30 protein-coding genes and 2 pseudogenes are annotated in these 26,630 nt (G+C 66.0%); 11 read left to right on the top strand and 21 right to left on the bottom strand.

Translation table 11 applies throughout. The features are described 5' to 3' along the window. Nucleotides 1-7: 7 nt before the first annotated feature. From IPM73_01890 to tadA, 4 genes are all read right to left on the bottom strand, one after another. Nucleotides 8-523, bottom strand: coding sequence for a prepilin-type N-terminal cleavage/methylation domain-containing protein (locus tag IPM73_01890; GenBank protein MBK8916842.1), 516 nt, complete (start codon nt 521-523; stop codon nt 8-10). A 99-nt stretch (nt 524-622) separates the two neighbouring features. After that, nucleotides 623-1,135: a prepilin-type N-terminal cleavage/methylation domain-containing protein gene (locus IPM73_01885; protein ID MBK8916841.1), complete on the bottom strand. Its 513-nt coding sequence runs from the start codon at nt 1,133-1,135 to the stop codon at nt 623-625. 8 nt (nt 1,136-1,143) lie between these two features. Next, on the bottom strand, nt 1,144-2,358 hold the full coding sequence (locus IPM73_01880; GenBank protein MBK8916840.1) for a type II secretion system F family protein: 1,215 nt from the start codon (nt 2,356-2,358) through the stop codon (nt 1,144-1,146). A gap of 121 nt (nt 2,359-2,479) precedes the next feature. Then, the gene (gene tadA / locus IPM73_01875) at nt 2,480-4,189 is read right to left on the bottom strand and encodes a Flp pilus assembly complex ATPase component TadA (protein ID MBK8916839.1); all 1,710 of its coding nucleotides are present in this window, start codon (nt 4,187-4,189) and stop codon (nt 2,480-2,482) included. Nucleotides 4,190-4,286: 97 nt separating this feature from the next. Here tadA and IPM73_01870 point away from each other — a divergent pair, with 97 nt between their 5' ends. Further along, nucleotides 4,287-4,778 (top strand): tRNA (cytidine(34)-2'-O)-methyltransferase, encoded by a 492-nt coding sequence (locus IPM73_01870; protein ID MBK8916838.1) that lies wholly within the window; start codon nt 4,287-4,289, stop codon nt 4,776-4,778. Next, nucleotides 4,775-5,665 (top strand): alpha/beta hydrolase, encoded by an 891-nt coding sequence (locus IPM73_01865; GenBank protein ID MBK8916837.1) that lies wholly within the window; start codon nt 4,775-4,777, stop codon nt 5,663-5,665. Before IPM73_01870 ends, IPM73_01865 begins: the two co-directional genes overlap by 4 nt. Nucleotides 5,666-5,803: 138 nt before the next feature. Here the strand turns inward: IPM73_01865 and IPM73_01860 are convergent, their stop codons facing one another. From IPM73_01860 to IPM73_01825, 8 genes and pseudogenes are all read right to left on the bottom strand, one after another. After that, nucleotides 5,804-6,298 (bottom strand): DUF3368 domain-containing protein, encoded by a 495-nt coding sequence (locus IPM73_01860; protein ID MBK8916836.1) that lies wholly within the window; start codon nt 6,296-6,298, stop codon nt 5,804-5,806. After that, entirely contained in the window at nt 6,295-6,543 is a 249-nt protein-coding gene (locus IPM73_01855) for a UPF0175 family protein (protein MBK8916835.1), read from the bottom strand. Before IPM73_01855 ends, IPM73_01860 begins: the two co-directional genes overlap by 4 nt. Nucleotides 6,544-6,737: 194 nt before the next feature. Further along, a pseudogene (locus tag IPM73_01850) lies at nt 6,738-7,728 on the bottom strand (NAD(P)-dependent glycerol-3-phosphate dehydrogenase). A gap of 10 nt (nt 7,729-7,738) precedes the next feature. Continuing rightward, entirely contained in the window at nt 7,739-8,182 is a 444-nt protein-coding gene (locus IPM73_01845; GenBank protein ID MBK8916834.1) for a hypothetical protein, read from the bottom strand. 3 nt (nt 8,183-8,185) lie between these two features. Continuing rightward, nucleotides 8,186-8,653, bottom strand: coding sequence for a protein-export chaperone SecB (gene secB / locus IPM73_01840; GenBank protein ID MBK8916833.1), 468 nt, complete (start codon nt 8,651-8,653; stop codon nt 8,186-8,188). A 28-nt stretch (nt 8,654-8,681) separates the two neighbouring features. Next, nucleotides 8,682-8,951, bottom strand: a complete 270-nt coding sequence (gene grxC / locus IPM73_01835; protein MBK8916832.1) for a glutaredoxin 3 — start codon at nt 8,949-8,951, stop codon at nt 8,682-8,684. A gap of 46 nt (nt 8,952-8,997) precedes the next feature. Further along, nucleotides 8,998-9,414 (bottom strand): rhodanese-like domain-containing protein, encoded by a 417-nt coding sequence (locus IPM73_01830; GenBank protein ID MBK8916831.1) that lies wholly within the window; start codon nt 9,412-9,414, stop codon nt 8,998-9,000. An 11-nt stretch (nt 9,415-9,425) separates the two neighbouring features. Further along, nucleotides 9,426-9,719: a winged helix-turn-helix transcriptional regulator gene (locus IPM73_01825; protein ID MBK8916830.1), complete on the bottom strand. Its 294-nt coding sequence runs from the start codon at nt 9,717-9,719 to the stop codon at nt 9,426-9,428. A 60-nt stretch (nt 9,720-9,779) separates the two neighbouring features. Between IPM73_01825 and IPM73_01820 the strand changes: the two genes are divergently transcribed. Genes IPM73_01820 through moeB form a run of 4 tightly spaced genes read left to right on the top strand, consistent with a single transcriptional unit; the run spans nt 9,780 to nt 13,927 of the window. After that, nucleotides 9,780-11,219 carry a peptidoglycan DD-metalloendopeptidase family protein gene (locus IPM73_01820; protein MBK8916829.1) on the top strand — a complete coding sequence of 480 codons (1,440 nt, stop codon included), beginning with the start codon at nt 9,780-9,782 and terminating at the stop codon, nt 11,217-11,219. Next, nucleotides 11,201-12,655, top strand: a complete 1,455-nt coding sequence (locus IPM73_01815) for a PDZ domain-containing protein (protein MBK8916828.1) — start codon at nt 11,201-11,203, stop codon at nt 12,653-12,655. The genes IPM73_01820 and IPM73_01815 overlap by 19 nt, the downstream gene beginning before the upstream one ends. Before the next feature lie 17 nt (nt 12,656-12,672). Further along, nucleotides 12,673-13,074, top strand: a complete 402-nt coding sequence (locus IPM73_01810; GenBank protein ID MBK8916827.1) for a hypothetical protein — start codon at nt 12,673-12,675, stop codon at nt 13,072-13,074. A 7-nt stretch (nt 13,075-13,081) separates the two neighbouring features. Beyond that, entirely contained in the window at nt 13,082-13,927 is an 846-nt protein-coding gene (gene moeB, locus IPM73_01805) for a molybdopterin-synthase adenylyltransferase MoeB (protein ID MBK8916826.1), read from the top strand. Here the strand turns inward: moeB and ribD are convergent. Genes ribD through IPM73_01785 form a run of 4 tightly spaced genes read right to left on the bottom strand, consistent with a single transcriptional unit; the run spans nt 13,824 to nt 17,379 of the window. Then, nucleotides 13,824-14,912, bottom strand: coding sequence for a bifunctional diaminohydroxyphosphoribosylaminopyrimidine deaminase/5-amino-6-(5-phosphoribosylamino)uracil reductase RibD (gene ribD, locus IPM73_01800; GenBank protein ID MBK8916825.1), 1,089 nt, complete (start codon nt 14,910-14,912; stop codon nt 13,824-13,826). The two genes, moeB and ribD, sit on opposite strands and share 104 nt — an antisense overlap. Before the next feature lie 5 nt (nt 14,913-14,917). After that, nucleotides 14,918-15,373 (bottom strand): transcriptional repressor NrdR, encoded by a 456-nt coding sequence (nrdR, locus tag IPM73_01795; protein ID MBK8916824.1) that lies wholly within the window; start codon nt 15,371-15,373, stop codon nt 14,918-14,920. A 59-nt stretch (nt 15,374-15,432) separates the two neighbouring features. After that, the gene (locus IPM73_01790) at nt 15,433-16,683 is read right to left on the bottom strand and encodes a serine hydroxymethyltransferase (protein ID MBK8916823.1); all 1,251 of its coding nucleotides are present in this window, start codon (nt 16,681-16,683) and stop codon (nt 15,433-15,435) included. 39 nt (nt 16,684-16,722) lie between these two features. After that, nucleotides 16,723-17,379 carry a histidine phosphatase family protein gene (locus IPM73_01785; GenBank protein ID MBK8916822.1) on the bottom strand — a complete coding sequence of 219 codons (657 nt, stop codon included), beginning with the start codon at nt 17,377-17,379 and terminating at the stop codon, nt 16,723-16,725. A gap of 121 nt (nt 17,380-17,500) precedes the next feature. Between IPM73_01785 and IPM73_01780 the strand changes: the two genes are divergently transcribed. From IPM73_01780 to IPM73_01770, 3 genes are all read left to right on the top strand, one after another. Continuing rightward, nucleotides 17,501-18,091: a TRAP transporter small permease subunit gene (locus IPM73_01780; protein ID MBK8916821.1), complete on the top strand. Its 591-nt coding sequence runs from the start codon at nt 17,501-17,503 to the stop codon at nt 18,089-18,091. Next, complete coding sequence (locus IPM73_01775) at nt 18,091-19,662, top strand: TRAP transporter large permease subunit (GenBank protein ID MBK8916820.1); 1,572 nt, start codon at nt 18,091-18,093, stop codon at nt 19,660-19,662. The genes IPM73_01780 and IPM73_01775 overlap by 1 nt, the downstream gene beginning before the upstream one ends. Before the next feature lie 156 nt (nt 19,663-19,818). Next, nucleotides 19,819-20,283 (top strand): DNA starvation/stationary phase protection protein, encoded by a 465-nt coding sequence (locus IPM73_01770; protein MBK8916819.1) that lies wholly within the window; start codon nt 19,819-19,821, stop codon nt 20,281-20,283. A gap of 66 nt (nt 20,284-20,349) precedes the next feature. On the opposite strand, the gene IPM73_01765 is transcribed toward IPM73_01770, so the two are convergent. The 5 genes and pseudogenes from IPM73_01765 to pmbA all read right to left on the bottom strand — a co-directional run bounded on the left by IPM73_01765 (nt 20,350) and on the right by pmbA (nt 25,449). Continuing rightward, entirely contained in the window at nt 20,350-21,438 is a 1,089-nt protein-coding gene (locus tag IPM73_01765; GenBank protein ID MBK8916818.1) for a TRAP transporter substrate-binding protein, read from the bottom strand. Between the two features lie 168 nt (nt 21,439-21,606). Further along, nucleotides 21,607-22,350, bottom strand: a complete 744-nt coding sequence (gene dctP / locus IPM73_01760; GenBank protein MBK8916817.1) for a TRAP transporter substrate-binding protein DctP — start codon at nt 22,348-22,350, stop codon at nt 21,607-21,609. A 73-nt stretch (nt 22,351-22,423) separates the two neighbouring features. Further along, nucleotides 22,424-23,401, bottom strand: a complete 978-nt coding sequence (locus IPM73_01755; protein ID MBK8916816.1) for an IS5 family transposase — start codon at nt 23,399-23,401, stop codon at nt 22,424-22,426. Nucleotides 23,402-23,483: 82 nt separating this feature from the next. Further along, a pseudogene (locus IPM73_01750) lies at nt 23,484-23,879 on the bottom strand (twin-arginine translocation signal domain-containing protein). Between the two features lie 229 nt (nt 23,880-24,108). After that, on the bottom strand, nt 24,109-25,449 hold the full coding sequence (pmbA, locus tag IPM73_01745) for a metalloprotease PmbA (protein MBK8916815.1): 1,341 nt from the start codon (nt 25,447-25,449) through the stop codon (nt 24,109-24,111). Between the two features lie 57 nt (nt 25,450-25,506). Here pmbA and IPM73_01740 point away from each other — a divergent pair, with 57 nt between their 5' ends. After that, nucleotides 25,507-26,034: a DUF615 domain-containing protein gene (locus IPM73_01740; GenBank protein MBK8916814.1), complete on the top strand. Its 528-nt coding sequence runs from the start codon at nt 25,507-25,509 to the stop codon at nt 26,032-26,034. Continuing rightward, nucleotides 26,006-26,617: a molybdopterin adenylyltransferase gene (gene mog, locus IPM73_01735; GenBank protein ID MBK8916813.1), complete on the top strand. Its 612-nt coding sequence runs from the start codon at nt 26,006-26,008 to the stop codon at nt 26,615-26,617. Before IPM73_01740 ends, mog begins: the two co-directional genes overlap by 29 nt. The last annotated feature ends 13 nt before the right edge of the window (nt 26,618-26,630 follow it).

Here is a 26,630-nt window from a genome sequence, read left to right as displayed (position 1 = left end):
CTGAAGATCAGTTGCAATTGGTCGAAGTGCCGGTGCCCGAGAGGGTCACCACGGGGGCGACCACCTGGGTTCCCGAAAGGGTGGCGGCGGTGTAGGTGAATTGGCAGGAGCCGCTGGTGGGGGTGGGCACGGCGATGGTGAGCACGGAACCCGAGCCGCCGCCCCCGCCGGTGGTCTCGTAATCGACCCCGCTGCCCGCGGCGCCCGCGTTGAGCCCCGCCGCGCGCACGATGCCCGAAGCATCTGCGCTGGGGTATTGATTCACGCCGGTGACCGTGGCCCCTTCCATGGTGAGCGAATTGCAGTTGGGGGGCGGTGTGGGCCCCCCCAGGGTGGCGAGGCATTGGGCGTGGAAGAGTACCGACCCGGAGCGCACCGCACCCACGGCGCCCTGCAGCTTGGCCTGGCGGGCCTGGACCTGGAGATCGACGAAGCGCGGCAGGGCCACGGCGGCGAGGATGCCGAGGATGATGATGACGACGATCAGTTCGATGAGGGTGAAGCCACGGGAGCGCAAGGGCATCGGATTTCCTCCGGGGGATGACGAGGGTTTACGGCCGCCTCGGGCAAAACCTGAGGCACTATAACAAAGGTAAGGGTTTGGGCAAGGCATGGGGGACTCCTAACGGATGACACGGTCGTACCAGCGGTATTCGCCGCGGGCCTGGAGGGTGACGTAGGCGACGCCTTCGCCGCTGACCGCCTGCCCGGCGGTGTTGCGGCCCACGACGGCGAAGCGCATTTCTCCGCCCGCCGCCGGGGGGCCGAAGTGTTCGTCCCGCTGCACTTTGTACACCACGGCGCCTTCCCGGCCGTCGTAGTACCAGCGCCCGGGGGCCGCCGCGCCGTCGAGGAGGCCGGCGTAGCTGGCGGGCTTTTGCTCCAGGATGTCGAAGGGGTTGCGGGCGGCGAGGCGGCGCAGTTCGTCCCAGCGGTTGGCGGCGATGAGTTCGGCCGAACGGATATGCAGGGCGCCGCGCAGGGTGATGAAGCTGCTTTCCGCCGCCGCGGCTTCCGCCGCCTCCTGGTAGCCCGCCAGACGGTTGGCCCCGACCCCCACCAGGACCGCCACCACAGCGACGACGACGATGAGTTCGATGAGGGTGAAGCCGGGCGCGGGGGGCTTGCGGGGCATGGCCGGGCCTACTTCTTGAAGGCGGCCTTGCCCAGATCCCACATGGGCAGGAAGACGCCCAGGGCGAGGATGAGGACGAGGATGCCCAGGCTGACGATGAGGATGGGCTCGATCTGCTGACCGAGGGTCTTCAGTTCGTATTCGACTTCGGCCTGATACATCTGGCCGATTTCTTCCATCATGTCGTCGAGGGCGCCGGATTCCTCGCCCACGGCGATCATCTGCAGCACGACGGGCGTGAAGATGCCGGTGGCGATGCCGGCCCTGAGCACGCTTTCGCCCCGCTCGACGCTGTCGCGCATGCCGTCGATGCGCTGGGCGATGTAGCTGTTGTCGACGGTCTGGGCGGAATTGGCCAGGGCCTGCATGACCGGCACGCCGCTGCGGGTGCCCAGGGCGAAGCTGCGCGCGAAGCGGGCCAGGGCGGCCTTGCGCAGAATCTTGCCGGCGATGGGAAAGCGCAGGGTCATGGCTTCCCAGCGGTAACGGCCGGCGTCGGTGCGTACCCAGGTACGGAAGGCGAAGGCCCCCGCCACCAGCCCCAACAGCAGGGCCGGCCACCAGGCGACCATGAAGTCGGAAAAGCCGATGAGCATGCGGGTCATGAGGGGCAGTTCGGCCCCGAAGCCCTTGAACACCTTGGCGAAGGCCGGGATGACGAAGAGGTTGATGATGACGATGGCCGCCGCCATGGCGATGACGACGAACATGGGGTAGCGCAGGGCGGACTTGACCTGCTCCCGCATGAAGCGCTCGAACTCCAGGTGCTCGAAGAGCCGGAAGAAGACCTCCTCCAAGAGCCCGGTGGATTCGCCCACCCGCACCATGGAAAGGTAGAAGGGGGAAAAGACCTTGGGGTGGCGGCCGAGGGACAGCGACAGCTCGCGGCCCGCTTCCAGGCTTTCGCGCACGTCCTTGATGACGTCCTTCATGGCCGGGTTGATGGCCGATTCCTGCAAGCCGTTGAGGGCCCGCATGATGGGCACGCCGGCCTTGAGCAGGGTGTGGATCTGGCGCGAGAAGAGCAGCAGGTCCAGGTGTCCGACCTGGGGCTTGAAGAGGTTGATCTCGAACCCGGCGCCCACGTCGGCGCTCTCGGATATGTCGAGGGGAACGACCCCCTGGCCCTGGAGCAATTCGGCGACCGCCGCGGCGCTTGCACCTTCCAGCACGCCCTGCACGGCGTCGCCGCCCCGGCGGCCGCGGTAGGCGTAGCGGGGCATGTCAGGCCTCCTGCCGGCGGGGACGGCCGGCGGCGGCCAGGGAGGCGCGGGGGGCGGGCGTCAGCGCCTGCCCTTTTCCGGGGCGCGCGTGAACGGGGGCGAAGGGAATTTTCACAGCCTCTCAGTCCTCGAACTGGTTGCTGATACGCATGGCTTCGGCCACCGTGGTGCGGCCTTCGACCACCAGGCGCACCGCGTCGCGCCGCAGGGTTTCGCCGGCCATCTGGCGGCGGGCGGCCTGCATGAAGACGCCGGGGTCTTCGTGATTGAGGGCCTCGACCAGTTCGCTGCTCATTTCCAGGAACTCATACACGCCGATGCGCCCCTGGTAGCCGGTGCCGCTGCAATGGCTACAGCCGCGGCCGTGGACGTAGGAGCGGGCATCGACGCCATCGCCCAGTTCGTAGCGCAGCCATTCGTGCTCGCCCGGGGTCGGCGTGTAGGCCTCCTTGCAATTGCCGCAAATGAGCCGCACCAGCCGCTGCGCCAGGACCATATGCACCGAGAGGGCGACCATGTAGCGCGGCACGCCCATGTCCAGGAGGCGGATGGGCGTGGTGATGGCGTCGTTGGTGTGCAGGGTGGACAGCACCAGGTGGCCGGTCATGGCGGCCCGCATGCCGATTTCCGCCGTCTCCTGGTCGCGCATTTCGCCGATGAGGACGATGTCCGGATCCTGGCGCAGCACGGTGCGCAGGACGCGGGAAAAGGTGAGGTCGATCTTTTCGTGTACCTGCACCTGGTTGAGGCCGGGAAGACGGTACTCCACCGGGTCTTCCACGGTGATGACCTTCTTTTCCGTGCTGTTCAACTCGTTCAGGGCGGCGTAGAGGGTGGTGGTCTTGCCGGAACCCGTGGGGCCGGTGACCAGGACCATGCCGCTGGGCCGGGTGAGGGCATGACGGAAGCGCTCCAGCACCCGCGGCGCCATGCCGATGCGGTCCAGGGACAAGAGGCCGGTGTTCTGGTTGAGCAGCCGCATGACCACCGACTCGCCGTACTGGCCGGGCAGGGTCGATATGCGCACATCCACCGGGGTGCCACGCACCTTGATATTGAAGCGGCCGTCCTGGGGCAGGCGTTTTTCCGAAATGTCGAGGCCCGACATGAGCTTGAGGCGCAGGGTGACGGCGCTGGCGATCTTGGCGTCCGCCTCGGTCTGCACGTGCAGCACGCCGTCGATGCGGAAGCGGATGCGCAGCCCCTTTTCCTGGGGTTCGACGTGGATGTCCGAGGCCCGCAGGCGCATGGCTTCCTCGAACACGGTCTGCAACAGCTTGACCACCGGGGCGTCCTCGGCCCCCTGGGTGAGGCCCAGGAGGTCGCCGAACTCCACCGGCACGTCGCCCAGTTCCGCGGTCAGTTCCTTGGCCAGACCGGTGATCTGCTCGCCCCGGTGATAGACCCGGTCGATCATGGCCAGCAGTTGCGATTCGGTCACCACGGCGAGTTCGATCTCGCGTTTGACCACCCGGCTGATCTCGTCGTAGGCCTGCAGGTCGGTGGGGTCGGACAGGCCTACCCGCAGAAGGCCGGAGCCCGGCTCATCCAGCACCAGGGCGCGGAAGCGGCGGGCCTGGGCTTCGGGAAGCAGTCGGATGAGGTCCGGCTTGGGCGTAAAACTGCGCAGATCGAGGAAGGGAATGCGCAACTGTCGCGCCAGGGCCTGAGAGATGCCCTCTTCCGTCACATAGCCGCTTTCGACGAAAATGCGTCCCAGCTTGCGCCCGGTGGCCCGCTGCCGGTCGAGGGCGAGTTTGAGCTGCTCCTCCGTGAGCAGGCCTTGCTCAATCAACAGATCGCCGAGGCGAACCTTCTGCGGTGCCGGCATCCCCTCCTCCAACCCACCTTAAGAGTTTTCGTTAATACCCTGAATTAACGATATTTTTACTTGGGCGGAACTTACCCCTTTTCCCCCACGCTGACAAGTGTTCGCCGTCGTCCTCGTCCATCCTGAAATCCCCCCCAATACGGGCAACGTCATCCGCCTGTGCGCCAACACCGGCGCCGATTTGCATCTGGTCGAACCCCTGGGCTTCGATTTCAGCGACAAGTCCTTGCGCCGGGCCGGCTTGGATTACCACGAAACCGCCCGCGTCCTGCGCCACCCGGACTGGGCAAGTTGCGCCGCGGCCCTGGCCGGGCGGCGCCTTTTCGCCATGAGCACCCGGGGCGAGCGCAGCCCCTTCGACCTGGCCCTGCGACCGGGCGATGCCTTCGTGTTCGGCTGCGAGACCGCAGGGCTGCCGACGGCCGTGCTCGAGACTTTCCCGTCCGGGCACCGCCTGCGCCTGCCCATGCGCCCAGGCCAGCGCAGCCTCAACCTTTCCAACGCCGTCGCCGTCACGGTGTTCGAGGCCTGGCGGCAGAACGGCTTCGCCTCCCTGGGCGACACCTCGCCTACCGGGCTCCGGCCGTGACCCGGCGCGGCTGGCGCATTGGCATCGCCCTCGCCCTCCTGGCCGCCGCCCTGGTCCTGGTGGCGGCTGGAGAAGTCCTCAGCCGCCCCGTCCCGCGCCCCGTCGGCCCGCCCCCGCCGGATTTCCCGGCCCGCACCGTGACCATCCCCGTCCCCCAAGGCGAGCCCCTCGTGGGCTGGGTCAGCCCCGGCCAACCCGGCCGTGGGGCGGTGCTGCTGCTCCACGGCGTGCGCTCGGACCGGCGGCAGATGCTCGCCCGCGCCCGCTTCCTGGCCCGCGCGGGCTACGCCACCCTGTTGATCGACCAGCAAGCCCACGGCGAGAGTCCGGGGGAACGCATCACCTTCGGCACCCGGGAAAGCACCGGCGTCCCGGCGGCCCTGGCCTTCCTGCGCCAGCAGTTGCCGGGGGAGCCGGTGGCCATCATCGCCGTTTCCCTGGGGGCTGCGGCCACCGTCCTCGCCCAGCCGCAGCCGCCGCCGGCGGCCGTGGTCCTGGAATCCCTCTACCCCACCATCGAACAGGCCGTCGCCAACCGCCTCGCGCTGCACGTCGGCCCCGCGGGCAAGCTGCTCGCCCCGCTCCTGCTCTGGCAACTGCCCCTGCGCCTGGATATTCCCCCCGAGGCATTGCGGCCCGTCTCGGCCATCGCGGGGCTCCAGGCCCCCGTCCTCATCGCCGCGGGCAGCGAGGACCGCCACACCCCCTGGAGCGAGACCGAGCAACTCTTCGCCGCCGCTACCGCCCCCAAGGAATTGTGGCGCGTCGAGGGCGCGACCCACGTGGACCTGCACGCCTTTCATCCCGCCGCCTATGAGGCGCGGATCGGCGAATTTCTCGCCAGGCACCTGGGCCCGGTGAAAGCGAAAGGGAAGACAGGAAGTTGACGTAGCCTGCTTCGTCATTGGCGGGACAAGATGAACGCCGGATTTGTGCGTCTGGCCAGGCGCGATCGGGGCGCGGATGCGCGCCTCGGCAGCGACGCAATCCGATTTGACTGGCCACGAGTCGCCGAACGCCAACCCTCAGGCTTCGCCGCCTGCCCTGCAGGCACCTTCGATGACCGCGTCCGAGAGGTAGTAGCCGGATTGCCTCAAATCGCCCAGCGTAGCGCGCAGATCGCTCAGAAGGCCGCGTCGCCTGGCTTCTGCAAGCAGGCCTGGCGTTCCCTTTACCGGCAGGCCATACACATGGTGAGCGATGCGCCGCCCACGCTTCTCGTCGATAATTGCCATGCACGGGGGGCAGACACGTGCCAGGCTGATGACGCTTGCTTCTCCCGCGTCGAGTTCCACCACCAGAAGCGGGTCGGGCTCGGGAGAGATCCGCACCCGTTTGGCCCAGGGCTCATCGGCGAGCGCTGCCGCGCCGGGGCGACCAAGACCGGCAAGCGCGACTTCACGGAATACCGTTTCAGGGATACAGAATTCCTTGAACAGCGCAGGCAGAAGATCAAGCCGCCCCACCAGCGACAAAGCGACCAGCGGGCCGGCATTGACCACCGCACGTTCAAGCATCACGCCGAAAATTCCCGGGTGATCTCATCCTCGGTCATGTCCACGACGGGCACGCCATCGCGGCTCGCTGCCAGCAGAAATTCGACCCGCCCCATGCCCGCCAGCCGCCCAGCCTTGCCGGAAGAAATTCTTCCCTGCTCAAAGAGCTTGAGCGCCAGCAGATAACGCGCCTCGTCAGAGAAGTTGCTCGGGAGCTCGGCAGGCGAGGGAAGTCCCTCGACAGGCAATTCGATAATCATCGTGTTCATCTTGAGCTCCAGCGCAATCTCGGGGTCGGCAACCGCCCTTGATCATACTTTCTACACCCCCCGATGGCGAGGGCGAGCGACGAGGCGACGAATCGGGCTGGGGGGCGAGCCGCACGACGAAGCTGTGCATTGCGCCTTGATCGCCCCCCGGTGCACGCCCCTCGGGCGCGCCCGAAAAATTCACAGGCTGCGAGTCAGGCGATTTCTTCCTTGGGATCCCGCGCCATGAGTTGTTCCAGGGCGCCGCGGGCGGAGAGCTTGCCGTCGAGGACGGCGGCCACGGCGGTGGAGATGGGCATGTCGATGGCCAGTTCGGCGGCCAGTCGGGCGACTTCCCGGGCGGTGTAGACGCCTTCGGCGACGTGGCCGAGTTCGGTGAGGATCTGCGCCAGGCTCTTGCCCTGGGCGAGGCCCAGGCCGACGCGGCGGTTGCGGGAGAGGTCGCCGGTGCAGGTGAGGATGAGGTCGCCCATGCCGGCGAGGCCCAGGAAGGTTTCGCGGCGGGCGCCGAGGGCGAGGCCCAGGCGGGCGATTTCGGCCAGACCGCGAGTCATGAGCGCGGCGCGGGAGTTGAGCCCGAGACCGAGGCCGTCGCACACGCCGGTGGCGATGGCCAGCACGTTCTTGACCGCGCCACCGACTTCGACGCCGACCAGATCGTCGTTGGCGTAGAGGCGAAGGCGGGGGGTGTGGAGTTCCCGCGCGCTGCGGCGGGCGAAGTCGAAATCCCTGGCGGCAAGGGCGACGGCGGTGGGCTGGCCGGCGGCGACTTCCTCGGCGAAGCTGGGGCCGGAGAGGACGCCGCAAACGAAGTCCTCGCCCAGCACTTCGGCGACGACCTGATGAGGCAAGCGGCCGCTGCCCGCTTCGAAGCCCTTGCACACCCAGATCAGGGGCACGGTGCAGGCCAAGGCGGCCAAGGCTTCGGCCGTGCCCCGCAGGCCGGCGATGGGAGTGGCGACGACGATGAGTTCGGCGTCGGCGACGGCCCGGGCGAGGTCGGTTGCGACGGCGACGCTTTCAGGCAGCGGGTAGCCGGGGAGGAAGCGCCGGTTTTCGCGCAGGGCGACGAGGCTCGGCGGCGACGTCCTCTTCGCGGCTCCAGAGGGTGACGCGATGGCGCCCGGCGAAGGCGATGGCCAGGGCGGTGCCCCAGGCTCCGGCAGCGAGGACGGCGAGGTTCATGCTGTCAACATCAGTAGCCCCAGACCTGGGTGCTGCGCACGTAGCCCCCGGCACCGTCCTTGTGGCGGACCTTGATCCAGCCGGCCGCGGCGGGTTCCAGGTAATCCAGGGCGACCCACTTTTCCGCTTCGAAGACCAGGGGGGCTTCCGGTTTGTCGGACTGACGGACTTCGGCCCTCGGGGCAGTCACGACGACGGTGCGACGGTCGCCCAGGGCCTTGCTCTCGACCCAGGCGAGGCTGCCTTCGGCGTCCCGCACCTTGGTCCAGCCTTCCAGCAGGACGACGATTTCCACCGGGGCGTGGCGGCGGATGAGGTAGAGCTTCTTGCCCTTCTGCGAGGGGGCGTCGTACATCACCGCCACCGGAGCCTCGATGGACCGGTACTCGACGGCGAAAGCCGGCAGGGCGGCGGCCAGGAGCGCCCCAAGGGCGGCGGCGACGCGGACGCCCATGGCTTATTGCAGGGGGGCGGCCGGGGCGTCGCCCTGCTCCGCCTGCTGCTGTTGCAAGCGGGCCATGTACATGGCTTCGAAATTGACCGGCTGCAGCACGATGGCGTTGAAGCCGGCGCGGGTGACGGCGTCGGAGACCGCTTCCCGGGCGTAGGGGTAGAGGATGTTGGGGCAGGCGATGGCGATGAGGGGCTCGATCTGCTCGTTGGGCACGTTCTGGATGCGGAAGATGCCGGACTGGCCGACTTCGACCAGAAAGACGGTCTTGTCTTCCAGCTTGGCGGTGACGGTGACCGTCAGGACCACTTCGAAGACGCCGTCGCCGACGCCAGTGCCTTGGGTGTTGAGCGTAATCTCGACCTTGGGAGCCTCCCGTTCGAGGTAGATCTGGGGGGCGTTGGGCACCTCGACGGAGAGATCCTTGACGTAGAGTTTTTCGATGCTGAACACCGGCTGCTGATTCTGATCCATGATGGTCTTTCGGGTTGAGTAAAGGGATTCAGGCGTTGTCGCCCAGGAGCAAGGGCAACAATCCGCCCGCGGCGTCCAGGGCCACGAGGTCGTCGCAGCCGCCGACGTGGGTGTCGCCGATGTAGATTTGGGGAACGGTGCGGCGTTGTGTTTTCTGCATCATTTCATCCCGCCGCTGGGGATCGAGGTCCACCCGCACCTCGTCGATGGCGCTGACCCCCCGGGCCGCCAGCAACTGCTTGGCGCGGATGCAGTAGGGGCACACCGCGGTGGTGTACATGAGGACGCGGGGCTTCATGGCCGATGAACCGGAAGCCCAGCGAAGGCCTGGCGCAGGGGCACGCTCACTTGCCGCGGCTGCCCTTGCGCACCGGCAGGCCCGCCTGGCGCCAGGCGTCGAAACCGCCGTCGAGGCTGTAGGGGCGGGCAAAACCGGCCTTCTTCAGTTCGCCGCAGGCCTTGGCCGAGCGGATGCCCGAAGCGCAGCAGAGGATGACCGGGCGCTCCTTGAACTTTTCGATTTCACCCAGGCGTTCGCCGAGCTTGCCGGCGGGGATGTGGCGCGCTTCCGGCAGGTGGCCGGAGGCGAACTCGTCGGCTTCACGCACATCGACGACCACGGCATCCTCCCGGTTGATGAGCAGGGTGACCTGGGCGGGGTTGAGGCCCGCGGCGTTCTTGGCCAGAAACTGCCAGGCGAGGGAGAGGCCGCTGGTGACGACGACGCCGATGAGGAGGATGTTCTGATTGATGAATTCCATGGCTGCCTTGTTCAGTCGTCTTCGCCGCAGAACACTTCGCGCATCATGCCGATGAGCTGAAGTATGCGGGCGTCGCCGACACGGTAGTAAACGCGGTTGGCATCCTTGCGCGTGAGGAGCACGTCCTTCTCACGCAGGATGGCCAGGTGCTGCGAGATGTTGCTCTGCGAAGTCCCGACCGCCTCGACGATTTCCTGGACACAGGCTTCCTGGTCGCCGAGGACGCAGAGAATCTTGAGCCGCAAGGGGTGGGCGATGGCCTTGAGGGCCCGGGCTGCCGTTTCGATGTGTTCCTGCTTGTCCATCAGGTTGAAAGCGGGTTTTTCCACGGAAAACCTCTATGGGGTTGGGGGGTTGATTATAAAATAGTCAAATCGTTTGCACAGAGCTTTCCTGCGTCCCGAAGCGCTTTCCGGAACGCATCCCGCCTTTCCTCCCCCTTGCCTTACGCCGTCCTCTACCTCGCCGCCGCCCTGGCGTTCGCCTTGCCTGCCGGCGCCGCCGAGCAGAAGGCCAAGCCCCGCGCGGTCAAGAGCCGTTCCACCCCGCCCCCCGTCGCCGCGCCGGAAATCGCCGACCGCCAGGCGGATTTGCAGGAATTGCGCGGGCGCATCGAGGCCCTGCGCAAGGATCTCGCCAGCAGCGAGGAAAACCGGGCCGACGCCGCCGACCGCCTGCGCGAGTCGGAACGGGAAATCTCCAATCTCCAGCGCAGCCTGCATCGCCTGGGCAACCAGCGCGGCGAATTGCAGGCCCGCCTAAACGATCTGGGGCGCCAGTCCCAGGATCTGGGCGCCACCCTGAACCAGCAGCAGGCGCAGTTGGAGAAGCTGCTCTACCGCCAGTACCTGCGCGGCAACCCGGATTCGCTCCACATTGCCCTCAACGGCGACGACCCCAATCAGGTGGCGCGGGATCTGCATTACCTGGCGGCCATCGCCCGCAGCCGGGCGGAACTGGTGGGGGAAATCGGAGCCACCCTGGAACGCAAGAAGACCCTCGCGGCAAGCGCCCGGGAGCAGGCGGAGGCCCTGGCCGAGGTAGAGGCGGAACAGAAGAGCCAGCACCAGGAATTGCACAAGCAGCGCAATGACCGCAAGGCGGTCCTGGCCGAGGTGGCCGACCGCGTCAAGCGTCAACGCAAGGAAATCGGCAGCCTGGAGCAGAACGAAAAGCGCATGTCACAACTGGTCGAGCGCCTTTCCCGCCTGCTCGCGGCGCAGGCGGCCAAGGCAGCGCAGGAGGCCAAGGCGGCCCAGGAAGCCCGGGCGGCTCAGGCGGCTCGCCAGGCCCGCGCCCGCCCGGCGCAGGGCGAAGCCGATCCGCCCTCGCCCGCGGAGGCTTCCCGGCCACCGCCCGCCCGCACGGCGGAGCCCGAGAACCGTCTCGAACCCGTAGCCAACAACGGCGCCTTCGCCCGGCTGCGGGGCAGCCTGCGCCTGCCGGTGCGGGGCACCCTGGCCGGCCGTTACGGCGCCGCCCGGGAAGGCGGCGGTTCCTGGAAGGGCCTGTTCATCCGCGCCGGCAACGGTGCCGACGTCAAGGCCGTGGCGGGTGGAAGAGTCGTCTTTTCGGAATGGATGCGAGGCTTTGGCAATCTGCTCATCATCGACCATGGCGACGCCTACCTGACCATCTACGGCAACAACGATTCCCTGCTCAAACAGGTGGGCGAAGCCGTGCGCGGCGGCGAGACCGTGGCCACCGTGGGCAACAGCGGGGGCAATCCGGATTCCGGTTTATACTTCGAGCTTCGTCACCAGGGGCAACCCGTAGACCCCATGAAATGGGCCAGTTTGAAATGAGCAAAGTCAAAACCATCTCCTTGGCCCTGGGCGGTTTCCTCGCCGGCGCCCTCATCAGCCTGCATCTCCCCGCCCTGGCAGAAAAGGACGCCCCCGGTGCCGGCCTGCCCATCGACGATCTGCGTACCTTCGCCGCTGTATACAATGCGGTGAAGCAGGCCTACGTGGAACCGGTGGAGGACAAGAAGATGATCGCCAACGCGATCTCGGGCATGCTTTCCAACCTGGACCCCCACTCCTCCTACCTGGACCCGGACGGCTACAAGGACTTGCAGGTGTCGACCCAGGGCGAATTCGGCGGCCTGGGCATCGAGGTGGGCATGGAGGACGGCCTGGTCAAGGTGGTGTCGCCCATCGAGGACACCCCCGCCTACCGCGCCGGCATCAAGGCCGGCGACCTCATCTTCAAGCTGGACGATGCGCTGGTGAAGGGCATGACCCTCAATGACGCAGTCAAGAAGATGCGCGGCAAGCCCAAGACGCCGATCAAGCTGTCGATCATCAGGAAGGGCGAAGCCAAGCCCATCGAAATCACCCTGGTGCGGGAAGTCATCAAGGTGCAGAGCGTGAAGTCCAAGGTGGTGGAACCCGGCTACGGCTGGGTACGCATCACCCAGTTCCAGGAAACCACCGGCGCCAGCCTGGTCAAGCACCTGGGCGATCTTTACAAGCAAGGCAGCCTGAAGGGCCTGATCCTCGATCTGCGCAACGATCCGGGCGGCCTGCTCAACGGCGCCGTCGGCGTATCCGCCGCCTTCCTGCCCCCCAACGCCAAGGTGGTTTCCACCGACGGCCGCACCGAGGACGCCAAGCAGGAGTTCCTGGCCCGCCCCTCCGACTACCTGCGCGGCACCAAGGAAGATTATCTGAAGGGACTGCCGGCGGAGATCAAGAAAGTGCCCATGGTGGTCCTGGTCAATAGCGGTTCGGCTTCCGCCTCCGAGATCGTCGCCGGGGCCCTGCAGGATCACAAGCGGGCCGTCATCATGGGCACCCAGACCTTCGGCAAGGGTTCCGTCCAGACGGTCCTGCCCCTGCCCGGCAATACCGCCATCAAGCTCACCACGGCACGCTACTACACGCCCAGCGGCCGCTCGATCCAGGCCAAGGGCATCGTTCCCGACATCGTGGTCGAGGAGACGGCCAACGGCACCCCCATGGCCAATGCCCGGGTGCGCGAAGCGGACCTCGAACGCCACCTCAACAACGACCGCGATGGCGAAGCGTCCAAGGAGGCGCCCAAGCCCGAGGCCAAGCCGGAAGCCAAACCGTCCCCCAAGACCCAGCCCAAACCCGGCAAGGGTGGGGACAAGAAGGAAGAAGCCGAGGACGAACTGCCGCCCCGGGTCGAATACGCGGGCAAGGGCGACTACCAGTTCGCCCAGGCCCTCAACCTTCTCAAGGGTCTGCAGATCATGCAGAATAAGACCCAGTAGTTTCGGCAGGAGGCACCATGGGCATTCCGGACCTGAAGAAGAACCGCGAAATCCTTTTCGCCAAGTTCCCCCCCGGCCAGGTGCCCGAAGCCGCAGACGACCTGGGCCGCCTGCCCGAAGTGGCGGTCGATCCCCGGGTCGAAAAACGCGCCGTCGGGGTCAGCTACGAGCTCACGGAACACACCCTGGAAGAGCTTGAAGTCCATCTGGAAGACAAGGGTTACCACCTGGACAACACCCTGATGAGCAAGCTCACCCGGGCCCTCATCCACTACATCGAGGACACCCAGCTGCACAACCTGGGCGCCCCGGAGAAACGCCTCAAGCGCTCCTCCCAGGAAGCCTACGGCAAAGCCTGGGAACACCATCCCCACGGTGACCACGACGAAACGCCGCCGGAGTGGCGGGAATATAAGTAGCCCCCCCATGAACGACGCCCAGCTCCTGCGTTACAGCCGCCACATCCTGCTGGACGATCTGGGCATCGAGGGGCAGGAGCGGCTGCTGGCGGCGCATGCGGTGGTGATCGGGGCCGGAGGCCTGGGGTCGCCGGCGGCGCTGTATCTCGCCTCGGCCGGGGTCGGCAGGATCACCCTCGTGGATGGCGACGAAGTCGATTTCACCAATTTGCAGCGGCAAATCCTCCACACCCAGGAGCGGGTCGGGCAGGCCAAGGTGCTTTCGGGCCGCACGGCCCTGGCCCAGATCAATCCCGAAATCGACGTCGTGGCACGGCACGAGCGCCTGGAGGGTGAAGCCCTCGACGCCCTCATCGCCACGGCCGACGTGGTCCTCGATTGCTGCGACAACTTCAGTACCCGGCACGCGGTAAACCGGGCGTGCGTGCACCACAGGAAGCCCCTGGTCTCCGGAGCCGCCATCCGTTTCGACGGGCAAATCAGCGTCTATGACATGTCCCGGGACGACTCGCCGTGTTACCACTGTCTGTTCCCCGAGGGGGAGGATGTCGAGGAGGTGCGCTGCGCGGTGATGGGGGTCTTCGCGCCGCTCACCGGCATCGTCGGAACGATGCAGGCCGCCGAAGCCCTGAAGCTGCTCGCGCACATCGGAGAATCCCTGGCCGGCCGGCTGCTGCTGGTGGACAGCCTGGAAATGGAGTGGCGCAGCGTCCGCTTCAAGAAGGACCCGGGCTGCGCCGTGTGCGGTCCTACGCCGGCCGGGCAAGCACCCGGATATCTGCCCCGACCTGCCGCACATCGCGAAGCGTCAGGCGCCGCCTGTCGTCCAGACTTGTCAGGGCGGACAGGTTGAAGAGCCCCCGGGCGTCGCTGCCGATGAGGCAGGGCGCCAGGTAGAGCAGGAATTCGTCCACCAGCCCTTCCCGCAACAGGGAGCCATTGAGCTTGAAGCCGGCTTCGGCGTGAACCTCATTGACGCCGCGGCGGGCCAGTTCCGCCAGCAAGCCGGCGAGGTCGACCTTGCCGGCGGCGTTGGGCTGGACGAAGACCTCGGCCCCCGCCGCCTCCAGGGCGGCAATGCGCCCCCGGTCCGCCACCGCCCCCGCCACCAGGACGTTGCCCCCCTTGAGGATGCGGGCGCCCAGCGGTGTCTCCAGCCGGCTATCGACCACCACGCGCAGGGGCTGGCGGGAACTATCCACCTCCCGCACGGTGAGTTGGGGGTCGTCGTCCTTGACCGTGCCGATGCCGGTCAGCAGGGCGCAGGCCCGCGCCCGCCAGCGATGGCCGTCACGCCGGGCCTCGGGGCCGGTGATCCACTGACTGACGCCGTTGCCGAGCGCCGTCTGGCCGTCCAGGCTGGCGGCGGCCTTGAGGCGCAGCCAGGGACGGCCCCGGGCCATGCGGGCGACGAAGCCGATATTGAGTTCCCGCGCCTCGGTCTCCAGCAGGCCGCATTCGGTGGCGATTCCCGCCGCCCGCAGCGCGGCGAGGCCCTGCCCCGCCACCAGCGGGTTGGGGTCGGCCATGGCGGCGACGACACGGGCCACCCCTGCGGCGATCAGGGCCTCGCTGCAGGGCGGCGTGCGTCCGTGATGACTACAGGGTTCCAGGGTCACATAGACAGTGGCGCCCCGGGCCGTCCCCCCCGCCGCCGCGAGGGCCAGGGGCTCGGCATGGGGCTCGCCGGCCCGGGCGTGCCAGCCCTCGCCCACCACGACACCATCCCGCACCACAAGGCAGCCGACGCGAGGATTGGGCGTGGTGCTGTACAAACCCTGCTCCGCCAGGCGCAGGGCGCGGGCCATGAAGCCGTGGTCGGCGGCCGAGAAACTCACGCCGGTCACTTGCGCGGCGACACTTCGCGGATGGCCCGGGAAAAGGCGTCCACGTCTTCGAAATTGCGATAGACCGAAGCGAAGCGGATGTACGCCACCTTGTCGAGCTTCTTCAACTCGCGCATGACCAGTTCGCCCAACTGCTGCGAGGTCACCTCGCGCTCCCCGGAAGAAAGCAGCTTTTCCTCAATGTCGCCGATGGCGGCATCGACGGCCTCGGTGGAGACGGGCCGTTTCCGCAGCGCCAGGTCCAGGCTGGCCCTGAGCTTGTCACGGCTGAATTCGGTGCGCGAGCCGTTTTTCTTGACCACCTGGGGCAGGCGGATTTCCGCCCGCTCGTAGGTGGTGAAACGCTTGTCGCAGGTGTTGCACTTGCGGCGCCGGCGGACGATGTCGCCCTCGTCGTTGAGCCGCGTGTCAACGACGGCGGTATCGTCAGCGCCGCAAAAGGGGCACTTCATGGACGAAATCCCGCAGGCCGGACCCGCCGCGCCACGCCGCCCCCCTCACGCCTCACCCCTCAAGCCCCATACACCGGGAACCGGGCGCACAGGGCCGCCACCTGCTCGCGCACCTTGGCGGCCACGGCCTCGTCGTTGGGGGCGTCGAGCACGTCGGCCACCAGATGGGCCACCTTCTCGGCCTCGATTTCGGTGAAGCCGCGGGTGGTCATGGCCGGGGAGCCGATGCGGATGCCGGAGGTGACGAAGGGCTTCTGGGGGTCGTTGGGGATGCCGTTCTTGTTGACCGTGATGTGGGCGCGGCCCAAGGCGGCTTCGGCTTCCTTGCCGGTGATGTTCTTGGGGCGCAGGTCCACCAGGAAGACGTGGCTCTCGGTGCGGCCGGAAACGATGCGCAGGCCGCGCTCCTCGGAGAGCACGCGGGCCATGACGCGGGCGTTGGCGATGACCAGCTCCTGATACTGGCGGAAGCCCGGCGTGGCGGCTTCCTTGAAGGCCACGGCCTTGGCGGCGATGACGTGCATCAGCGGGCCGCCCTGGAGGCCGGGAAAGATGGCGGAATTGATGGCCTTCTCGTGCTCGGCCTTCATCAGGATGATGCCGCCGCGGGGACCGCGCAGGGTCTTGTGGGTGGTCGAGGTGACCACGTCGGCGTGGGGCACCGGGTTGGGGTAGTAGCCGGCGGCGATGAGGCCGGCGTAGTGGGCCATATCGACCCAGAAGATGGCGCCGATTTCCCGGGCCACCTTGGCGAAGCGCTCGAAGTCGATGCGCAGGGCGTAGGCGGAGGCGCCGGCGCAGATGATGCGCGGCTTGTGCTCCCGGGCCAGGGCTTCCATCCTGTCGTAGTCGATGGCCTCGTTTTCGTCGAGGCCGTAGGACACCACCTTGAACCACTTGCCCGACATGTTGAGGGGCATGCCGTGGGTGAGGTGGCCGCCTTCGGCCAGGCTCATGCCCATGAGGGTGTCGCCGGGCTGGGCGAAGGCCATGAGGACGGCCTGGTTGGCTTGCGAACCGGAGTTGGGCTGCACGTTGGCGGCTTCGGCACCGAAGAGTTTCTTCAGGCGATCGATGGCCAGCTGTTCGGCCACGTCCACGTGCTCGCAACCGCCGTAGTAGCGCTTGCCAGGGTAGCCCTCGGCGTACTTGTTGGTGAGCTGGGAGCCCTGGGCTTCCATGACGGCCTTGCTCACGTAGTTTTCGGACGCGATCAGTTCGATGTGGTCTTCCTGACGCTGATTCTCGGCCGTGACGGCCTGCCACAGTTCGGGGTCGATCTTCGCCAGGGTGTCTTTCGCGGAAAACATGGGGGATGCCTCAAGCCATTGAAAAGGGCGAGGATTTTATCACGTCGGCAGTTCGTCCAGGGCGCCGGATTCCAGGTGGCGGGTGTCGCCCCAGGTGTCGAGGAACCAATGGCCGGCACGGCGGGAAATCCAGTTGAGGCCGGCGTTGGGAATGAGGAAGTCCCGCGGTGCCTCCAGGGCCGTGCCGCGCACGAAGCGATTGACGATATCGAGAACACCACCGTGCAGCACCAGAGCCACCGTCTGCCCGGGATGGGCGGCGGCGATTTCGCCCAGGCAGCCGGTCACCCGGGCATACATGGTCTTGAGGCTTTCGCCACTCTCGAAGTCGTAATCCGCGTCCCGCGCCTCGAAAGCGGCGTAGCCCGCCGGGTGGCGCGCTTGCAGTTCGGCGTAGGTCAGGCCTTCGAAAATGCCGTAGCGCCTTTCGCGCAGGGCGGGCCGGGCGACCGGTTCCAGGCCAGTGGCCGCGCCGATGGCCTGGGCTGTCTGCCAGGCTCGCCGCAGATCGCTACTGTAGAGCGCGACCAGGCCCGCCCGCACGAGCCAGCGGCCGGCGGCCTCGGCCTGGAGGCGGCCGGTGGCGTTGAGTTCGATGTCGATCTGACCCTGGATGCGCCGCTCGGCGTTCCATTCGGTTTCGCCATGGCGCACGAGGCACAGACGGGTGAGGGGCGAGGTAGGGATTTCCACCATTTTCCGCAATCCTGAGGGAGGCTACATTGGCCGGACTTGGGAGCGTCCGCGCCCCCGTAAAGCCGGCGAATGGGCGGGTCGCCAAAAAGCCCGGCATTTTATCAACCTTAGGAGGACTACCGTGACCCCTCTGCTCAAGCTCTCGGGCCTGATCGACGCGCTCAACGCCGCCGTCGGCAAGGCGGCGTTCTGGCTGGTGCTGATCATGACCGTCATCAGCGCCGGCAACGCCAGCGTGCGTTTTGCTTTCAATTACAGCTCCAACGGCCTGCTGGAAATCCAGTGGTATCTCTTTGCCGCCATCTTCCTCCTGTGCTCGGCCTACACCCTGCAGAAGAACGAACATGTGCGCATCGACGTCCTGTCGGGCAAACTTTCGCCCAAGGGCCAGGCCGTCATCGACATCATCGGCACCCTGGTCTTCCTGCTGCCCATGGTCATCCTGGTCCTGTGGCTGGCGCTCCCCCTGGTGGCCGAGTCCTACAAGATCCAGGAAATGTCGGCCAACGCCGGCGGCCTGATCCGCTGGCCCGTCAAGCTGCTCCTGCCCATCGGCTTCGCCTTGCTGGCCCTGCAGGGGGTATCGGAACTGATCAAGCGCTTCGCCTTCCTCGCCGGACTGATCGAAGACCCCAACTCCAAGGACAAGAAGCTGTCGCCCGAAGAAGAACTGGCCGCTGAAATCGCCCGCCTGGCCCAGGAGAAGAAATAATGGAATGGGTCATCGCCAACATGGCGCCCCTCATGTTCGGGGCCCTGGTTTTCTTCCTCCTGCTCGGCTATCCGGTGGCCTTCGCCTTGGCGGCCAACGGCATCGTCTTCGGCCTGATCGGCATCGAACTCGGGCTCCTCACCCCCGCCCTCTTCCAGGCCCTGCCAGAGCGCATATTCGGCATCATGGCCAACGACACGCTGCTGGCCATCCCGTTCTTCACCTTCATGGGGCTGATTCTCGAACGCTCGGGGATGGCGGAAGACCTTCTCGACACCATCGGCCAGCTCTTCGGCCCGCTGCGGGGCGGCCTCGCCTACGCCGTGATCTTCGTCGGCGCCCTGCTCGCCGCCACCACCGGCGTGGTCGCCGCCTCGGTCATTTCCATGGGCCTCATTTCCCTGCCCATCATGCTGCGCTACGGCTACGACAAGCGGCTCGCCTCCGGCGTCATCGCCGCCTCCGGCACCCTGGCCCAGATCATCCCGCCCTCCCTGGTGCTCATCATCATGGCCGACCAGCTCGGCCGCTCGGTGGGCGACATGTACGAAGGCGCCCTGGTGCCGGGCCTGGTACTCACCGGCCTCTACGTCGGCTACGTCTTCATCCTCACCCTGGTGAAACCCAACGCCGCCCCGGCCCTGCCGCCGGAGGCCCGCAGTCTGCGCGGCGCCAAGCTGCTGCTGCGTGTCCTCACCACCCTGGTGCCACCGCTGTTGCTCATCTTCCTCGTGCTGGGCACCATCTTCCTCGGCATCGCCACGCCAACGGAAGGCGGCGCCATGGGCGCGGCCGGCGCCCTGATCATGGCCATCGTGCGCAAACGCCTGTCCTGGAAGCTGCTCAAGCAGGCCATGGAAACCACCGGCAAGCTCTCATCCTTCGTGGTCTTCATCCTGGTCGGCGCCACCGTGTTCGGCCTGGTCTTCCGCGGGGTGAATGGCGACCTGTGGGTCGAGCACCTGCTGCTCTCCCTACCGGGAGGCCAGCTGGGCTTCCTCATCGTGGTGAATATCCTGGTTTTCCTGCTCGCCTTCTTCCTGGACTTCTTCGAGCTGTCCTTCATCATCGTGCCGCTGCTGGCGCCGGTGGCCGAGAAGCTTGGCATCGACCTGATCTGGTTCGGCGTCCTGCTCGGGGTGAACATGCAGACCTCCTTCATGCACCCGCCCTTCGGCTTCGCCCTCTTCTACCTGCGCTCGGTGGCTCCGGCCTCGGTGAAGACGACCGATATCTACTGGGGCGCCATTCCCTTCGTCTGCATCCAGATCATCATGGTGGCCATCATCATCATCTTCCCGAATATCGTCAGTTACGGCGATCCGGAAGCGAAGGCCCGGGCGGAGCAAATCCAGACCCAGGACGGATCGGACCTCGAATCCCTGATGGGCGGGGAGCAAAGCGAAGGCGACAAGGAAGGCGAAGCCAAGGAAGGCTCTGAAGAGGAAAACGCGCTCCTGAAGCAACTCGGCAACGGCGAGGCGGCCAAGCCTGGCGAAGGCGCCGACGAAGCCAAGGGCGACAAGGACGGCGACGCCCAGTTGCTCAAGGATCTCGGGAACAGCAAATAGCGCCTGCGCTGCTTCGGTTCACCCGCACTGCAGAGCCCCTGAGGGGGCTCTGTTTTTTATAGCGATGCGCTATCGCAGGAAGTGACGATAGCCATTTGCTGGCCGCCGAGCGCCAGCGCACAATGTCTCCACACCAACCCGCACAAGGAGACCCGCATGGACATCGGCATCAGCAAGAAGGAGCGCGAAAAAATCGCCGCCGGACTATCCCGCCTGCTGGCGGATTCCTTCACCCTCTATCTGAAGACCCATAACTTCCACTGGAACGTGAAGGGCCCCATGTTCAACACCTTGCACGTGATGTTCATGGATCAGTACACGGAATTGTGGAACGCCCTCGACCTCATCGCCGAGCGCATCCGCGCCCTGGACTTCCCCGCCCCGGGAACCTTCGGCGAATTCGCCAAGCTCACGGTCATCGAGGAAAGCGAAGGCGTCCCCAAGGCGAACGACATGATCCGGCAATTGGTGGCCGGCCAGGAAGCCGTGATCAAGACCGCCCGCAGCATCTTCCCGGTGGTGGACAAGGCGGGGGACGAACCCACCGCCGACCTCCTGACCCAGCGCATGCAGATTCACGAAAAGAACGCCTGGATGCTGCGCAGCCTGCTGGAGGCGTGACTTCCAAGGGCAATAAAAAACCCGCCGGGATGCGGCGGGTTTTTTTGACGCCCCGGAAGCCGGAGACTACTTCGCCTTCTGCAGGAAGCTGTCCATGCGCATCTCGGCCACGCTGAACCAGGCGTTGGTCGATTTGCGGTACTTGTCCCACTCCGTGTAGATCTTCTTGAAGGCCGGATTGGCGTTCGACTCGTCGGCGTAGAGTTGCAGCGCCGCCTTGCGCGCCGCCTTGAGGATTTCATCCGAGTAGGCCCGCAGCTTGACGCCGTTCTGCAGGAGCTTGGACAGGGCCGCCGGGTTCTTGTGGTCGTATTCGGCCATCATGGTCACGTTGGACTCGTAGGCGGCGGCCTGGAAGGCCTCCTGGTACTCCTTGGGCAGCTTGTCCCATTCCTTCTTGTTCACGAAGAAGTGGATGACCGGGCCCGGCTCCCACCACCCCGGGTAATAGTAGTTTTTGGCCACCTTGTAGAAGCCCAGCTTTTCGTCGTCGTAGGGTCCGACCCACTCGGCGGCGTCGATAGTGCCTTTTTCCAGGGCCGGGTAGATGTCACCCCCGGCGATCTGCTGCGGCACCGCGCCCAGGGCGGCATAGACGTTACCCCCCAGGCCGGCGATGCGAATCTTGAGGCCCTTCACGTCGGCCAGGGTCTTGATCTCCTTGCGGAACCAGCCGCCCATCTGGGTGCCGGTATTGCCGCCGGCGAAGGAGACGACGTTGTAATTGGAATAGAACTCGTCCAGGAGCTTCTGCCCGCCGCCATAGTAGATCCAGGCATTCATCTGGCGGTAATTCATGCCGAAGGGCAGCGCCGTGCCGAAGCCGAAGGTCTTGTCCTTGCCCACGTAATAGTAGGAGCAGGTATGGCAGACCTCGACGGTGCCTTGCTGCGCAGCGTCCAGGGCTTGCAGGCCGGGGACGATCTCGCCGCCGGCAAAGACGCGGATGTCGAACTTGCCATTGGTCATGGCGCGCAGACGGTTGGCGAGCACTTCGGCGCCGCCAAAGATGGTGTCCAGGCTCTTGGGGAAGCTGGAAGTGAGCCGCCACTTGATGGACGGCAGTTCGTTGGCAATGGCCGGGGCGGCGACGGTGGCCGCTGCACCGGCGGCGGCGCCGACGGTGGCTTTCTTCAGAAAATCGCGACGTTGCATGGTGTCTCCTCTGTTTTCATCGGACGAAAAACCGATGGGCAAGACCATTCTTGCCCACAGAGCTGCAACACGCCAGTTGCGGAAAACCCTAACCCCCGGGGCATGGAAGCCGCGGAGGTCAGGGTGTTATCGACGGGAGCGCCCCGGCGGGCGCGGTGCGTCGTTTTCTCAGCCGCGATGGGACTGCATGAAGTTGTCCAGCGGCACTTCCGCCACCGAGAACCAAGCCCGTTGAGTCTTGCCGTACTTGGTATAGGAGTCGTAGAGCTTCTTGAAGGACGGGTTCTTGGCGGACTCGTCGGCAAATATCTGCTGGGCGGCCTTGAAGGAACCTTCCAGGATTTCCTTGGGGAAGGTCCGCAGCTTGACGCCTTGTTGCAGGAGTTTGGCGAGGGCGATGGGGTTCTTGTGATCGTACTCGGCCAGCATGGTGACATTGGCCTCGGCCGCGGCGACCTTGAAAGCGGCCTGGTACTCCTTGGGCAGCTTGTCCCACTCCTTCTTGTTCACGAAGAACTGCAGGCAGGTGCCCGGCTCCCACCAGCCCGGACCGTAGTAATTCTTGGCCACTTTGTAGAAGCCCAGCTTCTCGTCGTCGTAGGGGCCGATCCACTCGGCGGCGTCGATGGTGCCTTTTTCCAGGGCCAGATAGATGTCGCCGGCGGCGATCTGCTGGGGAATCACGCCCAGTTCGGAGAACACCGCGCCACCCAGGCCGCCGATGCGCATCTTGACACCCTTCAAGTCGGCGACGCTGTTGATCTCCTTGCGCCACCAGCCACCCATCTGGGTACCGGTATTGCCGCCGGGGAAGGAGACGAAGTTGTAACCGGCGTAGAACTCGTCCATCAGTTCCTGGCCGCCACCGTAGGGATTCTCTGAATAACCGGCTATTTCCGCGCAGGCTGTCATAAAAAAGATGAAAAACAGGCGATTTTCGACCGTTGACCGTGAAATCCAGGGAGTTTTCCCTGCATTTCCCGTTTCACGGGCGCACCTCGCCCACCAAGGGCAACAATCGCTTGCGAGCCATCCACAAATTTGCCAGCGCAAACAGCGTCACGATCTGCCCCGTATTCTTCGCCAGACCACGGTAGCGAACTTTCACAAAGCCAAACTGGCGCTTCACTACCCGGAACGGATGTTCAACAATTGCCCGCACCGCCGAGAGCATCCGGTTGAACGCCTTCTGCTCCTCAGTCAGCGCTCCGCCAGCCGGCTTCTTGGTCGGTGTCAGAACAGACAGATTGCCTTCCTTCTGGAACTCGTCAATCGTCCGGTTCTTCTTGTGATAGCCGCGATCACCGAGCGCAATGGCTTCTTCCCCGTGCAGGCACTTCTCCATCATCGCAATGTCCGCAACCTTGGCCGTCGTGCATTCCACGGTATGAATCAAGCCGCTGTCGGCATCGACGCCAATATGGGCTTTCATCCCGAAGTGCCACTGATTGCCCTTCTTGGTCTGCGTCATTTCTGGATCACGCTTCTTGTCTTCGTTCTTCGTCGAACTCGGTGCTGCAATCAGCGTTGCATCGACTACCGTGCCGCGCTTCATCGACAGCCCTTTCTCCGACAACACCGCGTTGACCTCGGCAAAGATCGCCACCGCCAGGTCATGCTTCTCCAGCAGATGGCGGAAGCGCAAGATGGTGCTTTCGTCTGGCATCACATCCTCGAAGGCATCCAGTCCGGCAAACTGGCGCAGCAGCGGCACGTCGTGCAAGGCTTCTTCCATCGCCGGGTCCGAGTAACCAAACCACTGTTGCATGAAGTGAATCCGCAGCATCGTGCCCAGCGGCATCGGCGGGCGGCCGTTTCCCTTTTTCGGGTAGAACGGCTCGATCAGCGACTCAAGACGCGACCACGGCACCACCGTTTCCATCTCCGCCAGGAACACTGCCTTGCGGGTTTGCTTGCCGGCTTTCGGCAAAAAACCCGTCTCGGCCAGGCTCAGTTGCTTCATCGGTTTCATCTGTCTCATCAACTCAATGACAATGCCGTCATTTTCTCAAATTGCGCTGCATGATGGTTACTTATGCAGAGTTTCCGTAGTAGATCCAGGCGTTGGTCTGGCGGGCGTTGATGCCGAAGGGCAGGGCCGTACCGAAGGCGAAGCTGCGGTCCTTGCCGACGTAGTAGTAGGACGCGGTATGGCAGCACTCGACGGTGCCCTGTTGCACGGCATCCATGGCCTGGAGGCCGGGGACGATCTCGCCGCCGGCGAAGACGCGGATCTCGAACTTGCCGCTGGTCAGCTCCTTGATGCGGGCCGCCAGCTGCTCGGCGCCACCGTAGATGGTGTCCAGGCTCTTGGGAAAGCTGGACGTAAGCCGCCACTTGATCGACGGCAGTTCATTGGCAATGGCCGGGGCGGCCAGGGTTGCGGCGGCCCCGGCGGCAGCGCCGACCGAAGCCTTCTTGAGAAAATCGCGACGTTGCATGCTTCCTCCTTGAGTGGGTTCTGGGAGTGGCTGACCTGCCCAGGAAAGAGCGGACAATATTGGTCATACCACTTGACCGTGAATTATGGGTATACGGACCGGAGGAGGAAATTATGGAAAACCCTAAGCCGCAAGAAGCAAGGCTTGAGACCAGAAGACGCACGGAAAGTGGGCCGCGCCGGCAGGACCGCCGTAAAGCCTTACGGGGCCGCCGATTGGAGCGCGGGCGTCAACCCGCCAGGGTCATGCGGTCGATCAGGATGGACCCGGTCTGCTTGGAGCCCCGCACCAGCACGTCGTGCCCCACGGCAACGATGCCGGCGAACATGTCGCGCAGGTTGCCGGCGATGGTGATTTCCTCGACCGGGTGGGCAATTTCGCCGTTCTCGATCCAGAAGCCTGCCGCCCCGCGGGAATAGTCGCCGGTGACGTAATTGATGCCGTGCCCGAGAACCTCGGTCAGCAGGAGTCCGCGCCCCATGAGTTTCATGAGCCCGGGAAGGTCGTGCTCGCCGCTATCGAGTATCAGGTTGTGGCTGCCGCCGGCGTTGCCCGTGGTGGGCATCCCCAGCTTGCGCCCGGTGTAGGTGCTGAGGAAGTAGCCTTCGAGGACGCCATCCCGCACCACGTCGCGTTCCCGGGTGGCGACCCCGTCGTTGTCGAAGGCCGCGCTGCCCAGGCCCCGCGGGATGAAGGGGCGCTCGGCGATGCGCACGAATTCGGGGAAGATGCGCTTGCCCAGGTGATCGACCAGGAAGGACGCCTTGCGATACAGTGCGCCCCCCCCCGCGGCGTGGACGAAGCTGCCCAGCAGGGCCGCTGCCAGCGGTGCCTCGAAAATCACCGGCACCTCGGCGGTGGCGACCTTGCGGGCCCCCAGGCGGGCGGCGGCGCGGGCAGCGGCCCGGGCGCCCACCCGCTCAGGCGCATCCAGTTCCGCTGCCAGCCGGCGGGTGCTGTACCAGTCGTCCCGCTGCATTTCCTCGCCCTCTTCGGCGATGACGGAGCAGGCCACATAGTGGCGCGAGGTGGGGTAGCCCGCCAGGAATCCCAGGCTGTTGGCCGCGACGAACTGGGCCTCCTGGGTGGAAACCGTGGCCCCTTCGGAATTGCCGATGCGCGGGCTGGCGTCGAAGGCTGCCTCCTCGCAGCGGGTGGCCATGGCGATGGCTTCTTCCACCGGCAGTGCCCAGGGGTGGTACAAGTCTAGGTCCGGCAGCGCCGTCGCCAGCAGCTCGGCCTCGGGCAGGCCGGCGCAGGTGTCCTCGGCGGTGAAGCGGGCGATATCCAGGGCCGCCCGCACGGTTTCGCGCAGCGCCGCCGGAGAAAAATCCGAGGTACTGGCGTAGCCCTTGCGCTGGCCGCAATAGACCGTCACGCCGACGCCCTTGTCCCGGTTGTACTCGATGGTTTCCACCTCGCCGCAACGCACGGTGACCGACTGGCCGAAGCCCTCCGAAACGTCGACCTCGCTCGCCGTGGCGCCGCGGGCCGCCGCCTCCTGGAGCACATCGCGGGCGATCTGTTGCAGGGTAGCGAAGGGATAGGAAAAGCTGGCGGCAGCGGCCATGGGCGCGGTATCCGAGGGGGAAAGCCGTTATGATAGCAGCCCCGACGAGGCCCCCCGATGCGCGAAGACGATTTGCCCGACCCCGACCGCCGCCCTTCCAAGACCCAGGTCAAGGAGGCCATGCACGAATTGCAGGAGCTGGGTGCCGCCCTGGTCGAACTCTCGCCGGGCCAGTTGAAGCGCATCGATCTGCCCGAGGACGTCCTGGCCGCCGTGCGCGACTGGCAGCGTTTCAGCAAGCACGAAGCCCGCCGGCGTCAATTGCAATACATCGGCAAGCTCATGCGCGGCATCGACCCGGAGCCGGTGCGCGCCGGGCTCGCCCTGCTACGCGGCGAGTCCGCCGCCGAAACGGCCCGCCTGCACCGCCTGGAGCGGCTGCGCACCCGACTTCTGGAAGACGAGGGCACCCTGGCCGAAATCGCCACCCTGTGGCCCGGGGCCGACCTCACCCACCTGCGCCAGTTGCGCCGCAACGCCCTCAAGGAGCAGGAAACCAACAAACCGCCGCGCAATTTCCGCGCCCTTTTTCAAGTCCTGAAGGAACTCGACCAAGATGAGCACGCCCCCGGCGACAGCCTCTGAATCCGTCCTGATCGGCCTCGTCTCGATCAGCGACCGTGCCTCCACCGGCGTCTACCAGGATCAGGGCATTCCCGCCCTGGAAGCCTGGCTGGGCGCCGCCCTCACTTCGCCCTGGAAGACCCTCACCCGCATCATCCCCGACGAACAGCCCACCATAGAGGCGACCCTGCGCGAACTGGTGGACGAAGCGGGTTGCCACCTGCTCCTCACCACCGGCGGCACCGGTCCGGCGGCCCGGGACGTGACCCCGGAAGCGACCCTTGCCGTGGCCGACAAACTCATGCCCGGCTTCGGCGAGGAGATGCGGCGCATCAGCCTCAACTTCGTCCCCACCGCCATTTTGTCGCGCCAGGTGGCGGTCATCCGGGGCGGCTGCCTCATCATCAACCTGCCGGGCCAGCCGAAGTCGATCAAGGAGACCCTGGAAGGGGTCAGGGCTGCCGACGGCAGCGTGGTCCATACCGGCATTTTCGCCGCGGTCCCCTACTGCCTCGACCTGATCGGCGGCCCCTACGTCGAAACCGACGAGCGGATCAGCAAGACCTGGCGGCCCAAGACGGCGATGCGGCCGCGTCCGGCCTAAGCCGGGGCGACCC

It is taken from the genome of Betaproteobacteria bacterium, assembly GCA_016720065.1.
Taxonomy (GTDB): Bacteria; Pseudomonadota; Gammaproteobacteria; order Burkholderiales; family Rhodocyclaceae; genus SSSZ01.
This window is presented reverse-complemented; position numbering and strand designations above follow the sequence as displayed.

Coding starts and splice junctions, on each gene's coding strand:
- IPM73_01855 (MBK8916835.1), bottom strand. CDS start 6,543: ATGAACACGATGATTATCGAATTGCCTGTCGAGGGACTTCCCTCGCCT.
- tadA (MBK8916839.1), bottom strand. CDS start 4,189: ATGCCGGCACCGCAGAAGGTTCGCCTCGGCGATCTGTTGATTGAGCAA.
- IPM73_01770 (MBK8916819.1), top strand. CDS start 19,819: ATGGACATCGGCATCAGCAAGAAGGAGCGCGAAAAAATCGCCGCCGGA.
- IPM73_01885 (MBK8916841.1), bottom strand. CDS start 1,135: ATGCCCCGCAAGCCCCCCGCGCCCGGCTTCACCCTCATCGAACTCATC.
- IPM73_01880 (MBK8916840.1), bottom strand. CDS start 2,358: ATGCCCCGCTACGCCTACCGCGGCCGCCGGGGCGGCGACGCCGTGCAG.
- IPM73_01845 (MBK8916834.1), bottom strand. CDS start 8,182: ATGGGCGTCCGCGTCGCCGCCGCCCTTGGGGCGCTCCTGGCCGCCGCC.
- IPM73_01755 (MBK8916816.1), bottom strand. CDS start 23,401: ATGAAGCAACTGAGCCTGGCCGAGACGGGTTTTTTGCCGAAAGCCGGC.
- IPM73_01830 (MBK8916831.1), bottom strand. CDS start 9,414: ATGGAATTCATCAATCAGAACATCCTCCTCATCGGCGTCGTCGTCACC.
- moeB (MBK8916826.1), top strand. CDS start 13,082: ATGAACGACGCCCAGCTCCTGCGTTACAGCCGCCACATCCTGCTGGAC.
- IPM73_01740 (MBK8916814.1), top strand. CDS start 25,507: ATGCGCGAAGACGATTTGCCCGACCCCGACCGCCGCCCTTCCAAGACC.
- mog (MBK8916813.1), top strand. CDS start 26,006: ATGAGCACGCCCCCGGCGACAGCCTCTGAATCCGTCCTGATCGGCCTC.
- secB (MBK8916833.1), bottom strand. CDS start 8,653: ATGGATCAGAATCAGCAGCCGGTGTTCAGCATCGAAAAACTCTACGTC.
- IPM73_01775 (MBK8916820.1), top strand. CDS start 18,091: ATGGAATGGGTCATCGCCAACATGGCGCCCCTCATGTTCGGGGCCCTG.
- IPM73_01825 (MBK8916830.1), bottom strand. CDS start 9,719: ATGGACAAGCAGGAACACATCGAAACGGCAGCCCGGGCCCTCAAGGCC.
- IPM73_01815 (MBK8916828.1), top strand. CDS start 11,201: ATGGGCCAGTTTGAAATGAGCAAAGTCAAAACCATCTCCTTGGCCCTG.
- nrdR (MBK8916824.1), bottom strand. CDS start 15,373: ATGAAGTGCCCCTTTTGCGGCGCTGACGATACCGCCGTCGTTGACACG.
- dctP (MBK8916817.1), bottom strand. CDS start 22,350: ATGACAGCCTGCGCGGAAATAGCCGGTTATTCAGAGAATCCCTACGGT.
- pmbA (MBK8916815.1), bottom strand. CDS start 25,449: ATGGCCGCTGCCGCCAGCTTTTCCTATCCCTTCGCTACCCTGCAACAG.
- IPM73_01790 (MBK8916823.1), bottom strand. CDS start 16,683: ATGTTTTCCGCGAAAGACACCCTGGCGAAGATCGACCCCGAACTGTGG.
- IPM73_01890 (MBK8916842.1), bottom strand. CDS start 523: ATGCCCTTGCGCTCCCGTGGCTTCACCCTCATCGAACTGATCGTCGTC.
- grxC (MBK8916832.1), bottom strand. CDS start 8,951: ATGAAGCCCCGCGTCCTCATGTACACCACCGCGGTGTGCCCCTACTGC.
- IPM73_01785 (MBK8916822.1), bottom strand. CDS start 17,379: ATGGTGGAAATCCCTACCTCGCCCCTCACCCGTCTGTGCCTCGTGCGC.
- IPM73_01765 (MBK8916818.1), bottom strand. CDS start 21,438: ATGCAACGTCGCGATTTTCTGAAGAAAGCCACCGTCGGCGCCGCCGCC.
- IPM73_01810 (MBK8916827.1), top strand. CDS start 12,673: ATGGGCATTCCGGACCTGAAGAAGAACCGCGAAATCCTTTTCGCCAAG.